Below are 13,538 nucleotides of genomic sequence, written 5' to 3' on the forward strand. Positions count from 1 at the left end.
GTCGTCCACGCCCACTCCTCAGCTTCCCGTACTGCGGTACGCCCGCAGCCCCACCCGCCACGCCAGCCCGGCCAGCACCCAGCACCCCGCCGCCACCACCGGCGGCAGGAACGCCACCCACCGGGGCAGGTCCAGCGGATAGTCCCGCCCCAGCACGTACAGGGCGGGCAGCCAGCTCACGAACGCCAGCGGCACCACGAACGTCACCCCGCGCACCAGGTCCTTCGCGAAGACCGACGGCGGATACTGCAGCAGCGTCGTCCCCCCGTACGTGAACGCGTTCTGCACCTCCGACGCGTCCTGGGCGTAGAACTGGAACGCCGCACCCACCACGAACACCGCACCGAAGACGGCCGCCCCGCTCAGCACCATCAGCGGCAGCATCGCCACCTTCAGCGGCGTCCACGCGATGTCCAGCGTCAGCAGCGCGTAGCCCAGCACCAGCAGCCCCTGCGTGATCCGCCCCACCCTGCGCAGGGCGAACCGGTCCGCAGCCACCTGCGCCAGCACCGGCACGGGCCGCACCAGCAGCGTGTCCAGCGTGCCGTCCCGCACCCGCCGCCCCAGCCGGTCCATCGACCCCAGCACCAGATCGCACAGCCCGAAGGCCGTCGCCGACGTCCCGTACAGCAACGCGACCTCCGGCAGGGTGAAGCCGCCCAGCACGTCGACGTGCGAGAACATCAGCATGATCGTGACGAAGTCCAGCCCCGTCGCCACGAAGTTCCCGAGGGTCGTCATCACGAACGACGCACGGTAGGCCATCGTCGAGCGCAGCCACATGGCCACGATCAGCCCGTACGCCCGCACCCCCTCCACCAGCCGCGACCGTTCCTCGAACGTCTTCTCCGGCTTCGCAGCCGCAACCCGCTCCACCCGGACGTCAGCCACCCTGGACCACCACCCTCCTGGTCGCCACCGACTGCAGCATCCGTCCCGCCAGCAGCAACGCCACCGCCCAGCCGGCCTGGAAGGCGTACGCCTCCAGCAGATCCCAGCCCGCGTACGTACCGAGGAACACATCGGCGGGCACCTGCAGCAGCGACGACCACGGCAACGCCCGCGCCACCTCCCCCAGCACCCCGGGGAACAGATTCAGCGGCAGCAGCATCCCGGAGAAGAAGAGACCGGCCAGCCAGGCGATCTGCATCGCCCCCGCCCCGTCCATCAGCCAGAACGCGGACAGTGCCACCAGGAAGCGCACCGCGAAGCTCACCACCACCCCGAGCGCCACGGACACGAGGAACGCCAGCCACGTCCAGGGCGAGGCGGGCAGCGCCAGATCGAAGGCCAGCGCCCCCAGCACCAGCGGCACGATCCCGCGCCCCAGCAGATGGAACGCCGCCCGGCCCAGGTCACCCGCCAGCCACCACAGCTGCAGATCGGCGGGCCGGTACAGGTCGACCGCGATGTCGCCCGTACGGATGCGCTCCATCAGCTCGTCCTCGAAGCCGCCGCCCATCATCGCGCAGGTCATCAGCAGGGCCTGACCCAGCCACACATAGGTCAGCGCCTGCGACATGTCGTACCCGCCGAGGTGCGGACGCTCGTCCCACAGCGCGATGTACGTGTACGCCATGATGAAGCCGAAGACGGTGTTGGTGAACACCCCCGCGAGCGTCGCCACCCGATAGGTGGCATACCGCCGGAACCCACCGGCCGCCACCACGGCATAGAGCCGCACGTCGCCCCCCCTCTTCCGCCAAAGCGCACGACGTTAGTCCACGGCGCCCGGCCGCCGCGACCCCATTTCCACGGAGGGTTCCGAGGGTTATCCGTCCGAAAAGTGCACTATAGGAAAATCATCCGCAGTCGAGGAGCCTCCACAGCCATGAGCGACGAGCCACCGCAGCACGACGGAGACCCTGGCCGGCAGGGCTCCGAGGGCTGGGCACCCCGAGACCCCTCGGCCGCGCCCCCCTCCCCCGAGACCCAGCACCCGAACGGCGCACACACCCCCGAACGGCGCACGAAACGCCCCAAGCGGCCCAAGCGCACCGGATGGCGCCGGGCCGTCCCCACCTGGCGCATGGTCCTCGGCGGCGTACTCCTCCTCGCACTGCTCCTCGTCGGCGGATTCATCGCCGGCTACCAGCTCATCGACATCCCCGCCGCCAACGCCGCCGCGACCGCCCAGGCCAACGTCTACGTCTACGCGGACGGGAAGACCGTCATCGCCCGCGACGGCGAGATCAACCGCGAGAAGATCGCGCTGGACCGCATCCCCCCCACCATCCAGCACGCCGTACTCGCCGCCGAGGACCGGGACTTCTACTCCGAGGACGCCATCGACATCAAGGCCACCCTCCGCGCCGGCTGGAACACCGTCACCGGCAAGGGCAGGCAAGGCGGCTCCACCATCACCCAGCAGTACGTCAAGAACTACTACCTCGGCCAGGAACAGACCGTCGTCCGCAAGGCCAAGGAATTCTTCATCTCCATCAAGCTCGACCGCGAACAGAGCAAGGACGAGATCCTCGAGGGCTATCTCAACACCAGCTACTTCGGCCGCAACGCCTACGGCATCCAGGCCGCCTCCCACGCCTACTACGGCAAGGACGTCGACGACCTCGACGCCGGCGAAGGCGCCTACCTCGCCTCGTTGCTCAACGCCCCCAGCTCCTACGACGTCCGCGCCCACCCCGAGAACAAGAAGGCCGTGCTCGCCCGCTGGGACTACGTGCTCGACGGCATGGTCAAGCACCACTGGCTCACCACCGCCGACCGCGAAGCCATGACCTTCCCCGTCCCCGGCAAGGCCAAGCCCGCCACCGCACTCTCCGGCCAGCGCGGCTACATCGTCCACGCGGTCGAGGAGTACCTCGCCAAGAACAAGATCATCGACGAGAACACCCTCGCCACCGGCGGCTACCGCATCACCACCACCCTCCAGAAGAAGAAGCAGGACGCCCTCGTCGAAGCCGTCGAGGACAACGTCCTCTCCAAGACCAGCGACGACCGCGAAGCCGACCGCAACGTCCGCGCGGGCGGCGCCTCCGTCGACCCCGCCACCGGCCACGTCGTCGCCCTCTACGGCGGCATCGACTACACCAGACAGTTCGTCAACAACGCCACCCGCCGCGACTACCAGGTCGGATCCACCTTCAAGCCGTTCGTCCTCGCCGCCGCCCTCGCCAACGGGTCCACCACCCAGAAGGACCGCGACATCACCCCCAACACCCGCTACGACGGCACCAACGAGCGCACCGTCCAGAGCGCCGCCGGCTCCACCGGCTACTCCCCCGCCAACGAGGACGACGTCGACTACGGCTCCATCACCGTCCGCGAAGCCACCGACAAGTCGGTCAACGCCGTCTACGCCCAGATGGCCCAGGACGTCGGACCCGACGAGGTCAAGGACACCGCGGTCGCCCTCGGCATCCCCCGCGACACCCCCGACCTCACCGCCTCACCCTCCATCGCACTCGGCCCCGCCACCGCCAGCGTCCTCGACATGGCCTCCGCCTACGCCACCCTCGCCGACCACGGCAAACAGCGCCCCCACACCCTCGTCGCCAAGATCAGCAAGAACGGCACCGAGATCCCCCTCCCCACGAGGACCACCCGTCGCGCCATCCCCCGCGAAGCCGCCGACACCACCACCTCCGTCCTGCGGAGCGTCGTCGACGGCGGCACCGGAACCGCCGCACTCGGCGCGGGACGCCCCGCCGCAGGCAAGACGGGCACCGCCGAGGAGGACAAGGCCGCCTGGTTCGCCGGCTACACCCCCGACCTCGCCACCGTCATCGCCGTCATGGGACAGGACCCCGGCACCGGCGTCCAGAAACCCCTGTACGGCGCCCTCGGCCTCGCCCGCATGAACGGCGGCGGCGCACCCGCCCAGACCTGGGCCGCCTACACCCGCGCCGCACTGGAAGGCAGCGAGGTACAGGGCTTCGACCTGGAAGCCGACGAAGGCCCCGAGGAACCCGACCCGGACGAGAGCGCCGAGGGCGAGGACACCGAGGAAGCCGGAGGCACCGGGGACCGCCGGGAACGCAGGAACCGGGAGGACGGCGGGGAACGCGAGAACACCGAGAACACGGACGGCACCGACGAACCCGGCACCGAGGACTCACGTCAGGAACGCGACGGCGGCACGCGCACACGGGACACACCCTCCCCCGCCGCGGGAAACCCCCGCACCGCCACACCCGCCGACGCACCGACACGCGCCCCCGGACTCCGGGAACCCGCCGCCCTGCGCCCCGGCGGAGAACACCAGGACAGGGAACCCGCCGGACCACCCGGCGGCCGGCCCCGCGACCACCCCGGCGGCCGGCCCCGCGACCAGCAGGAAAGGGACGGACAGGGCCCCGACGGCCCCACCCGCCCCTGACCACTCAGTGCCCGGACGTCGCCTTCAGCCCCACCACGGCCACCAGCAGCAGACAGACGAAGAAGATACGGGCGGCCGTCACCGGCTCGTTCAGCACCACCATGCCCAGCACCGCGGCACCCGCCGCACCGATCCCCACCCACACGCCGTACGCCGTACCGATCGGCAGCGTCTTCGCCGCATGCGACAGCAGCATCATGCTCGCCACGATCCCCAGACCCGTGAACACACTCGGCCACAACCGGGTGAACCCCTCGGTGTACTTCATCCCGATCGACCAGCCCACTTCCAGCAGACCGGCGACAACCAGAAGAACCCACGCCACGACAGCACCTCCACGACGAAACACACGGAACAACACGGGTGCGTCGTCTTTACGGAAACCCGGTACGGCGCGTCTCGTCGGGGTCACACCACCGTAGCAAGCCCACAGAACAGACAAAAGGCCTGGTGACCACAGTCACCAGGCCCACTCACGCCACATCCGCCTACAGATACAGCCCGGTCGAATCCACCGAACCCTCGAACCGGTCCGCCGCCACCGCATGCAGGTCCCGCTCACGCATCAGCACGTACGCCACACCCCGCACCTCGACCTCGGCACGGTCCTCCGGGTCGTACAGCACCCGGTCACCCGGCTCCACGGTCCGCACGTTCTGACCCACCGCGACCACCTCGGCCCACGCCAGACGCCGGCCCACCGCAGCCGTCGCCGGAATCAGGATGCCCCCGCCCGACCGCCGCTCACCCTCCGGCGAATCGGACCGGACCAGCACACGGTCGTGCAGCATCCGGATCGGCAGCTTGTCGTCGGTGTCGCTCATACCGTTGTCCCTCACGCCCCGAAACCTACCTGCCCCGAACCGGTCCGCACGCCCGAGGGCCGCACGGAAACCGCCGTCAGCGCCTCCTGCGCCGCGAAGACCGACGCGACGAGCCCGAAGACCCCGAGGACAGCGTCAGCAGCACCACCGCGCCGGCCACCACCAGCGCCGCAGGAATCACCCGCTCCAGCCGCGGCGAACCGTCCTCGGCCACGAACTGGGCCTTCACGTCCGAAACCGAACGATTCACCGCGACGAACGCCCGCCCGGCCGTCCGGTCCACCGTCGACGCGACCTTCGCCTTCGCGTCACCGATCATCGTCTTCGGGTGCACCCGCACCCCGATCTCGTCCAGCACCACAGCGAGCTGCGCACGCCTGCTGATGATGTCCGCCTCGATCTGCGCAGGGCTCCTCGTGTCCGACACTGCGCCGCCTCCGTGGTCGTCGTCGGGTAAACCTTCATCGACAGTCTGTCAGCTCCACCGCCCCTACACCCGGCGGCACCCCCTATTACGCTCGGTGCGACACACCCCGCGTGCCACTCGAGGAGAAACATGAGCGAGCGACTCCAGACCGGCGACACCGCCCCCGCCTTCACCCTTCCGGACGCCGACGGCAACGAGGTCTCGCTCGCGGACCACAAGGGCCGCAAGGTCATCGTCTACTTCTACCCCGCCGCGCTTACCCCCGGCTGCACCAAGCAGGCCTGCGACTTCACGGACAACCTGGACGTCCTCGCGGGAGCCGGTTACGACGTCATCGGCGTGTCGCCCGACAAGCCGGAGAAGCTCGCGAAGTTCCGCGAGCAGGAGAACCTCAAGGTCACCCTGGTCGGCGACCCCTCCAAGGAGACCCTGGAGGCGTACGGCGCCTACGGCGAGAAGAAGCTCTACGGCAAAGTGGTGACGGGCGTGATCCGCTCCACGTTTGTGGTCGACGAAGAGGGCAAGGTGGAGAAGGCCCTCTACAACGTCAAGGCGACCGGCCACGTCGCCAAGATCATCAAGGACCTCGGGATCTGAACGGTTCATGGGGATCTTGGCCGAAATATATGTGAGCGAGATCGCAATCGTCCGTTGATTCGGTTTGCAACCGCCATGACTGCGCAGAAGCCTTTCCTGGAACACCGTTCGACGAAAGGAACCGGCCATGGCGGCCTCCGACCCCCACCAGGCGGCCGACCCTGATGCGGTCAAACGCCACCCGGCGCTCTTCCGGGCCATCCGGAAGCGCCAGAACCCCCGGCTCCGTCGGACGGACATCACCATCACCGACGACCAGGCGGTCAAGCGCGCGGTCAAGGCGGCGTCACTCGGTAACGCCATGGAGTGGTTCGACTTCGGCATCTACTCCTACCTCGCCGTCACCATCGGGCATGTCTTCTTCCCTTCCGGGAACGACACCACCCAGCTCCTCTCGTCGTTCGCGACCTTCGCCGTGGCCTTCCTCGTCCGGCCGCTCGGCGGAATGTTCTTCGGACCCATGGGCGACAAGATCGGCCGCAAGAAGGTCCTCGCCCTCACCATGATCCTCATGGCGATCGGCACCTTCGCGATCGGCCTCATCCCCTCCCACGGCACCATCGGCGTCTGGGCCGCCGTCCTGCTGATCTTCTTCCGGATGCTCCAGGGCTTCTCCACCGGCGGCGAGTACGGCGGCGCCTCGACCTTCATCGCCGAGTACGCCCCCGACAAGCGCCGCGGCTTCTACGGCAGCTTCCTCGAATTCGGCACCCTCGCCGGATACGTCGGCGCCGCCGGCCTCGTCACCCTCCTGTACGCCCTCCTGGACACCCCCCAGATGGAGTCCTGGGGCTGGCGCATCCCGTTCCTCGTCGCCGGCCCCCTCGGCCTCGTGGGCCTCTACCTGCGACTGCGCCTCGACGAGACGCCCGCCTTCCAGAAGCTGGAGGGCGGCACGGCACACGCCTCGGAGGCGGCCGACCACGTCGAGTCCACCGCCAAGGGCGACCTCGCCAAGATCTTCCGCCAGTACTGGCCCACGCTCATCCTCTGCATCGCGCTGGTCGGCGCCTACAACATCGCCGACTACATGCTGCTCTCGTACATGCCGACGTACCTCTCGGACGAGCTCGGCTACAGCGAGACCCACGGCCTGCTCATCCTGCTCGCCGTCATGGTCCTGCTGATGCTGATCATCAGCCAGTTCGGCAAGCTCTCCGACCGCTTCGGCCGCAAGCCGCTGCTGATGGCCGGAATGCTCGGCTTCCTGTTCCTCTCCCTGCCGTCGTTCCTCCTGATCCGCCAGGGCAGCATCCCGGCGATCGCCATCGGCATGGTCATGCTCGGCCTCTCCCTGGTCTGCATGCTGGGCACGATGTCCGCCGCGCTCCCGGCCCTGTTCCCGACCAACGTCCGCTACGGCTCCCTGTCGGTCGGCTACAACCTCTCGGCCTCGATCTTCGGCGGTACGACCCCGCTGGTGATCACCGCCCTGATCAGCTGGAGCGGCTCGAACCTGATGCCGGCGTACTACGCGATGGCGGCGGCCCTGGTCGGCGTGATCGCGGTGGCCTGCATGAAGGAGACGGCCAACCAGCCCCTCGCCGGCTCGCCGCCCTCGGTCGAGACGGAAGAGGAAGCGGCGGAACTGGTCCACGCGCAGAGCCCGGACCCGAAGTTCTGACACACGCAAGTCCTGGAAGGGCCCGTACCGCCACAAAGCGGTACGGGCCCTTCCGTATCTCATCGCATTACGGACGTGACCATCCGATTAACGGTTCGTTGCTCCGTACGAGGCCGCGAACGCGCGGCCGGATACGGAGGGGGAAGACGTGACTGTTCGGTACACCCGCGAACTGCTCGAAGAAGCGGCGCGCAAGACGACCAACTGCAACGACGCCGTGCGGTGGTGCGGGGGAACACCGACGCCAGGGAGCAGGCGCTACCTGCGGGCCAAAATGTCGGAATCAGAGATCGACATCTCGCACTTCACCGATCCCAGAGTGCGCCACACGGAGGAGAGGTTGCGCGAATTGGTCGCCTGCTCCAGGAGCGTGGCGGAGGTCGTTCGCCGACTGCGCATCAACCCGGTCGGGGGAAACCAAGCCCACATCGGCCGCCGGATCGCCGCCCTCCGGATCGACACGTCGCACTTCTTGCGTGCACCCCGAGGCCGCCCGAAAGGCGCCCTGGGCAACCCCCTGACCCTGGGCTCTCCGTCGAACGGCAGAATCCCCGGCGACCGCCTACAGCGCGAGCTCCTCCGTACGGGCATCGCGGAGTCGTGTGCCCTGTGCGGCATCGGCGCGGAATGGAACGGCAGGCCACTACGGCTCGAAGTCGACCATACGAGCGGCGAATGGTGGGACAACCGTCCGGATAATTTGCGCCTGCTCTGCCCGAACTGCCACGCCGTTACGGATACCTATCGCGGGCGCAATCGACGGAGGCGTACATGAGCGACCAGAACAAGTACCCTCGCGACCTGCTGGCCCGGACCGCGGCCGCCTCGACCAGCCTCGTCGACATGCTCGGGCGATTGGGTGCACCGCTGGGCAGTAGACCTCTCCGCTACGTGCGCGATCGGCTGAAGCTCTACGGCATCGACACCACGCACTTCGCTGACGATGCCCTCCCGGAAAGACAGAGGCGCTCGTACACGCGGGAACTCCTCGAGGAGGCCGCCGCACACACGCACAGCGTCCGGGAAGTGCTGGAGTACATGAACGTCCCGCCCGACGACGGACCCTACGGCTACATCAGGAGGAGGCTCGATCGCCTTGGGATCGACACCTCACATTTCACCAACGGCCGCAGATACGGCCCGCCTCTGACTCCCCGGGACGAACTGGTTTCTGCCGTCGCGGAGTCCAAGAGCTTGGCCGGAGTATTGAAACTTCTCGGCCAGACAAACAACGGCGCGGCGCGCGCCCGCGTAAAACGGAGTCTCACGGAATACGGCCTCTCAACTGCCCACTTCACTGGACAGGGGCACACCAAGGGCTCCAGCTCCCCTTACCGCAGGGCCGCATCCGAGATTCTTCAGCGCGGGGAGTCCGGCGCCGCAAGGACCCGAACCACACTTCTGCGCCGCGCACTTGATGAGATCGGACGCCCGCGCGCGTGTTCCGCGTGTGGCATCGGGGACACCTGGCAGGGCAAGCGTCTCGTGCTGGAGATCGACCACATCAACGGTGATCATCTGGACAATCGCCGCGAGAACCTGCGCTACTTGTGTCCGTCATGCCACAGTCAGACCGCCACCTTCTCGAAGCGGCAAAGACCCACCCAGTACAGTGGTGAAACGCGGGCCCGTACCCCAGCAGGCTAGAGGGCGCCGGCTTAGAACCGGTGTGTCGTGGGTTCAAATCCCACCGGGCCCACAGGTCAAATGAGGCCTTCACCTTCACATCGAAGGTGAAGGCCTCTTCTCTGTCACCCCACCAGCTCCCGCACCACCGGCACCAGCGCCCGGAACGCCTTGCCCCGGTGGCTGATCGCGTTCTTCTCCGCCGGGGTGAGCTCCGCGCAGGTGCGGGTCTCGTCGTCCGGCTGGAGGATCGGGTCGTAGCCGAAGCCGTACGCGCCGGCCGGAGCGGTGCGCAGGGTGCCCGTGAGGCGGCCCTCGACCACGCGTTCCGTGCCGTCGGGGAGCGCCAGGGCGGCGGCACAGGCGAAGTAGGCGCCGCGGTGGGGGGCGGAGATGTCGCCGAGCTGGGCCAGGAGCAGGTCCAGGTTGGCCTGGTCGTCGCCGTGGACGCCGGACCAGCGGGCGGAGAAGATGCCGGGGGCTCCGCCGAGCACGTCGACGCAGAGGCCGGAGTCGTCGGCGACGGCCGGGTGGCCGGTGGCCTGCGCCAGGGCGTGGGCCTTGAGGAGGGCGTTCTCGGCGAAGGTGACGCCGGTTTCCTTGACGTCGGGGATGTCGGGGTACGCGTCCGCGCCGACGAGGTCGTGGGTGAGGCCCGCGTCGGCGAGGATCGCGTGGAGTTCGGTGATTTTCCCGGCGTTGCGGGTGGCGAGGATCAGGCGCGTCATGCGTCGATTATCGCCGCCCGGTCAGGGGGTGCAGACCTTGCCGATCTCTGCGGCCGCGTCCGTGACGGGGGTGATGTCGGGGGTGGCGTCGCCCTTGTCGATGGAGTCGCGGACGTTGGTGACGCCTGCCTGGAGGTCGTCGACCGCCTTGCTCAGGTCGGCGTTGTCCGTGGTGTCGCCGAGGTCCTTGAGTTCCTTGTCGATCTGGTCGAGGGATTCGGACGCCTGCGTCGGGTCGTCGGAGGCGTTGGACACGGCCTGCTGGAGGTTGTTGACGCTGGTGGCGATGGCGTCGGCGGTGCGGACGCAGTCGAGGGCCTTGTCGACGGCGCCGCAACCGGCGGCCGCGGTGAAGGTCAGCAGGGTGGCCGTGACGGCGAGTGCGGTGCGGTGGTGGCGGCGCGAGGCCATGGTGCGGTCCCTCCCCGGGGGCGGATACGTGGACGGACGCACGGTTCGACCCGTGCGCCCGTATCCGCTACGACGCTGTGCGCTGCGTATTTGGTTGCTTCTTTACTCGCCGAAGGTGCGGGTTCACTCGCCGAGTGTGCGGGCGAGGGCCTCTTCCTGGAGCTTGGCGAGGTCGACGCAGCCGGTGGTGGCGAGGTCGAGAATCGCGTTGAGCTCGGCGCGGTCGAAGGGCTCGGCCTCGGCGGTGCCCTGGACCTCGACGAAGCGGCCGTCGCCGGTGCAGACGACGTTCATGTCGGTCTCGGCGCGGACGTCCTCCTCGTAGCAGAGGTCGAGGAGCGGGATGCCGTCGACGATGCCGACGCTGATGGCGGCGACGGTGCCGGTGAGGGGCTTGCGGCCGTGCTTGATGATCTTCTTGCCCTGGGCCCAGGCGATGGCGTCGGCGAGGGCGACGTAGGCGCCGGTGATGGCTGCGGTGCGGGTGCCGCCGTCGGCCTGGAGGACGTCGCAGTCGAGGACGATCGTGTTCTCGCCGAGGGCCTTGTAGTCGATCACGGCGCGCAGGGAGCGGCCGATGAGGCGACTGATCTCGTGGGTGCGGCCGCCGATCTTGCCGCGTACGGATTCGCGGTCGCCGCGGGTGTTGGTGGAGCGGGGCAGCATGGAGTATTCGGCGGTGACCCATCCTTCGCCGCTGCCCTTGCGCCAGCGCGGGACGCCTTCGGTGACGGAGGCGGTGCAGAAGACCTTGGTGTCGCCGAAGGAGATGAGTACGGAGCCTTCGGCGTGCTTGCTCCATCCGCGTTCGATGGTGACGGGGCGGAGCTGTTCGGGGGTGCGGCCGTCGATACGAGACATGGCGTCGAGCCTATCGGCTGGGGCGGCCGGGTCCGTTCGGGTGTACAGCGGTGGGCGGGCGGGGCGGGTGACAGCGGGGTGCGGGGGGAGTAACGGCGGGGTGCGGGGCGGGCGGGCGGCGGCGGGTGCACGGCAGGCCCCGCTCCGTGCCGGTCGGGGGCGGAGCGGGGCCTGCGCGTGGGACTTGGGTGGGCCGGCGGGTTCAGCCGGTCACATCATGTCTTCGATGTCGGCGGCGATGGGGTCGGCGTCGGTGCCGATGACGACCTGGATCGCGGTGCCCATCTTGACGACGCCGTGGGCGCCGGCGGCCTTGAGCGCGGCTTCGTCGACCTTGCTGGGGTCGTGGACCTCGGTGCGGAGGCGGGTGATGCAGCCTTCGATCTCGTCGATGTTCTCGATACCGCCGAGGCCGGCGACGATCTTCTCAGCCTTGCTGGCCATGTCCTTCTCCCTGGTCTGTGCGTGCGTCGGGGCGGCCCACCGTGGGTCCGTTTCGTCACGGTAACGCACGGTTGGCCCAACTTCACGGGCGGGTAACCGCGCAGTCCCCAATGATGACGATCACCGGCGCTCCGCCTTCCGGCAGGGCTCCGCACCGTATCGCAACTGGTCTACACCAGTTTGCGACGACCGCCAAACCTGGCGTGTTCCGGGAGGATGCCGATGAGCTCGAACGCGGCGACAGCACCGCAGCGGAAGTGGTGGAACGGGCCGGTCCAGGGGCTGCAGAAGGTCGGCCGCAGCCTGCAGCTGCCGGTGGCCGTCCTGCCCGCGGCGGGTCTCCTCGTCAGCCTCGGCAACCTCTTCGACTCCTCGCTCCACGGCGCCTTCTGGGACAAGTTCGCGAAGGTGCTCCTCAACGGCGGGACGGCGATCCTCGACGGCGAGGTCGGCCTGCCGCTCCTCTTCTGCATCGGTGTGGCGATCGGCTTCGCGAAGAAGGCCGACGGTTCGACGGCGCTCGCGGCCGTCGTCGGCTTCCTCGTCTACCGGGGCGTGCTGGCGGCGTTCCCGGTGGACGACTCCGTCACCGAGGCCACTCCCGACGGGGTGCCGCAGAATCCGGGTGTCCTGGGCGGCATCATCATCGGCCTGCTGACCGCCGTCGTCTGGCAGCGCTACCACCGCACGAAGCTGGTCGACTGGCTGGGCTTCTTCAACGGCCGCCGCCTGGTCCCGATCCTGATGGCGTTCCTGTGCGTGATCCTGGGGACGTTGTTCGGCCTGCTGTGGCAGCCGGTGGGTGACGCGCTGACGTGGTTCGCCAAGCAGCTGATCGATCTGGGTGCGTGGGGCGCGGCGATCTTCGGTTTCGCGAACCGTCTGCTGATCCCGATCGGCATGCACCAGTTCCTGAACACCTTCTTCTGGTTCCAGGCGGGTGAGTTCACCGGCTCCGACGGCACGGTGCAGGGGGACATCTCCCGGTTCTTCGCCGGGGACCCCTCGGCGGGCCAGTTCACCTCGGGGTTCTTCCCGATCATGATGTTCGGCCTGCCGGCCGCCGCGCTGGCCATCGCGCACACGGCGCGGCCGGAGCGGCGCAAGGAGGTGTCCGGGCTGATGCTGTCCGTGGCACTGACGTCGTTCGTGACGGGGGTGACGGAGCCGCTGGAGTTCTCCTTCCTGTTCGTCGCCCCACTGCTGTACGGGGTGCACGCGATCCTGACGGGTGTCTCGATGGGGGTCACCTGGGCGCTGGGTGTGCACGCGGGGTTCAGCTTCTCCGCGGGGCTGATCGACTACGTCGTCAACTGGCACCTGGACACGAAGCCGTGGCTGATCATTCCGATCGGGCTGTGTTTCGCGGTGATCTATTATGTGATCTTCCGGTTCGCGATCACCAAGTTCAACCTCCAGACCCCGGGGCGCGAGCCCGTGGAGGTGGAGGAGAAGACGGAGGAGGACCTCACGAAGTAGGGGTTCCTCCAGCTCCGCAAGGCCCCCGGACCCGTCGGTCCGGGGGTCTTCGCCGTGTCACCCAGGGTGGCGGCGGGACTACGCCCCAGATTGAGGGGGAATTGCAGGTTCCTTATCTAACCCTCACCGTGCTAAAACTGGTCTACACCACTGAGTGGTCCAGACCACGCGGCCGTCT

Annotated in this window: 15 protein-coding genes, 1 tRNA gene and 1 riboswitch; of the genes, 7 read left to right on the forward strand and 9 right to left on the reverse strand. The window is 68.5% G+C overall.

Going from position 1 to position 13,538, the window contains the following annotated elements; all coding sequences use genetic code 11:
• Window positions 1–18: 18 nt before the first annotated feature.
• Both ACFUNE_RS02695 and ACFUNE_RS02700 read right to left on the reverse strand, forming a co-directional pair.
• Window positions 19–876, reverse strand: coding sequence for an ABC transporter permease (locus ACFUNE_RS02695; protein ID WP_383561692.1), 858 nt, complete (start codon window positions 874–876; stop codon window positions 19–21).
• Between the two features lie 7 nt (window positions 877–883).
• Complete coding sequence (locus ACFUNE_RS02700) at window positions 884–1,684, reverse strand: ABC transporter permease (protein ID WP_383561444.1); 801 nt, start codon at window positions 1,682–1,684, stop codon at window positions 884–886.
• A gap of 147 nt (window positions 1,685–1,831) precedes the next feature.
• Between ACFUNE_RS02700 and ACFUNE_RS02705 the strand changes: the two genes are divergently transcribed.
• Complete coding sequence (locus ACFUNE_RS02705) at window positions 1,832–4,339, forward strand: transglycosylase domain-containing protein (protein ID WP_383561446.1); 2,508 nt, start codon at window positions 1,832–1,834, stop codon at window positions 4,337–4,339.
• Between the two features lie 4 nt (window positions 4,340–4,343).
• Here ACFUNE_RS02705 and ACFUNE_RS02710 read toward each other — a convergent pair whose 3' ends face one another.
• The 3 genes from ACFUNE_RS02710 to ACFUNE_RS02720 form a co-directional block, all read right to left on the reverse strand.
• Window positions 4,344–4,664, reverse strand: coding sequence for a multidrug efflux SMR transporter (locus tag ACFUNE_RS02710; protein ID WP_065487469.1), 321 nt, complete (start codon window positions 4,662–4,664; stop codon window positions 4,344–4,346).
• 37 nt (window positions 4,665–4,701) lie between these two features.
• Window positions 4,702–4,767: riboswitch (guanidine-III (ykkC-III) riboswitch) on the reverse strand.
• A 60-nt stretch (window positions 4,768–4,827) separates the two neighbouring features.
• Complete coding sequence (locus ACFUNE_RS02715) at window positions 4,828–5,163, reverse strand: GroES family chaperonin (protein WP_383561448.1); 336 nt, start codon at window positions 5,161–5,163, stop codon at window positions 4,828–4,830.
• 76 nt (window positions 5,164–5,239) lie between these two features.
• A complete protein-coding gene (locus tag ACFUNE_RS02720) occupies window positions 5,240–5,590 on the reverse strand; it encodes a DUF3618 domain-containing protein (RefSeq protein WP_383561450.1) in 351 nt (116 codons plus the stop codon).
• 129 nt (window positions 5,591–5,719) lie between these two features.
• On the opposite strand from ACFUNE_RS02720, the gene bcp reads away from it, so the two are divergent.
• The 5 genes from bcp (at window position 5,720) to ACFUNE_RS02745 (ending at window position 9,510) form a co-directional block, all read left to right on the forward strand.
• Window positions 5,720–6,187 carry a thioredoxin-dependent thiol peroxidase gene (gene bcp, locus ACFUNE_RS02725; protein WP_383561452.1) on the forward strand — a complete coding sequence of 156 codons (468 nt, stop codon included), beginning with the start codon at window positions 5,720–5,722 and terminating at the stop codon, window positions 6,185–6,187.
• Window positions 6,188–6,314: 127 nt separating this feature from the next.
• Window positions 6,315–7,811, forward strand: coding sequence for a glycine betaine/L-proline transporter ProP (proP, locus tag ACFUNE_RS02730; protein WP_329229344.1), 1,497 nt, complete (start codon window positions 6,315–6,317; stop codon window positions 7,809–7,811).
• 148 nt (window positions 7,812–7,959) lie between these two features.
• The gene (locus ACFUNE_RS02735; RefSeq protein WP_383561454.1) at window positions 7,960–8,586 is read left to right on the forward strand and encodes an HNH endonuclease; all 627 of its coding nucleotides are present in this window, start codon (window positions 7,960–7,962) and stop codon (window positions 8,584–8,586) included.
• Entirely contained in the window at window positions 8,583–9,458 is an 876-nt protein-coding gene (locus tag ACFUNE_RS02740; protein WP_383561456.1) for an HNH endonuclease signature motif containing protein, read from the forward strand. The genes ACFUNE_RS02735 and ACFUNE_RS02740 overlap by 4 nt, the downstream gene beginning before the upstream one ends.
• Window positions 9,436–9,510, forward strand: a tRNA-Leu gene (locus ACFUNE_RS02745). The genes ACFUNE_RS02740 and ACFUNE_RS02745 overlap by 23 nt, the downstream gene beginning before the upstream one ends.
• A 52-nt stretch (window positions 9,511–9,562) precedes the next feature.
• Here the strand turns inward: ACFUNE_RS02745 and rdgB are convergent.
• The 4 genes from rdgB to ACFUNE_RS02765 all read right to left on the reverse strand — a co-directional run bounded on the left by rdgB (window position 9,563) and on the right by ACFUNE_RS02765 (window position 11,881).
• Window positions 9,563–10,165 carry an RdgB/HAM1 family non-canonical purine NTP pyrophosphatase gene (gene rdgB / locus ACFUNE_RS02750; protein WP_383561458.1) on the reverse strand — a complete coding sequence of 201 codons (603 nt, stop codon included), beginning with the start codon at window positions 10,163–10,165 and terminating at the stop codon, window positions 9,563–9,565.
• A gap of 21 nt (window positions 10,166–10,186) precedes the next feature.
• Window positions 10,187–10,576 (reverse strand): hypothetical protein, encoded by a 390-nt coding sequence (locus ACFUNE_RS02755; RefSeq protein ID WP_383561460.1) that lies wholly within the window; start codon window positions 10,574–10,576, stop codon window positions 10,187–10,189.
• A 123-nt stretch (window positions 10,577–10,699) separates the two neighbouring features.
• A complete protein-coding gene (rph, locus tag ACFUNE_RS02760) occupies window positions 10,700–11,437 on the reverse strand; it encodes a ribonuclease PH (RefSeq protein ID WP_383561462.1) in 738 nt (245 codons plus the stop codon).
• Between the two features lie 210 nt (window positions 11,438–11,647).
• The gene (locus ACFUNE_RS02765) at window positions 11,648–11,881 is read right to left on the reverse strand and encodes a glucose PTS transporter subunit EIIB (protein ID WP_014156020.1); all 234 of its coding nucleotides are present in this window, start codon (window positions 11,879–11,881) and stop codon (window positions 11,648–11,650) included.
• A 222-nt stretch (window positions 11,882–12,103) separates the two neighbouring features.
• On the opposite strand from ACFUNE_RS02765, the gene ACFUNE_RS02770 reads away from it, so the two are divergent.
• Window positions 12,104–13,360, forward strand: coding sequence for a PTS transporter subunit EIIC (locus ACFUNE_RS02770; RefSeq protein ID WP_383561464.1), 1,257 nt, complete (start codon window positions 12,104–12,106; stop codon window positions 13,358–13,360).
• The last annotated feature ends 178 nt before the right edge of the window (window positions 13,361–13,538 follow it).

The organism is Streptomyces sp. NPDC057287, from assembly GCF_042667905.1.
In the GTDB taxonomy this organism is placed as follows: domain Bacteria; phylum Actinomycetota; class Actinomycetes; order Streptomycetales; family Streptomycetaceae; genus Streptomyces.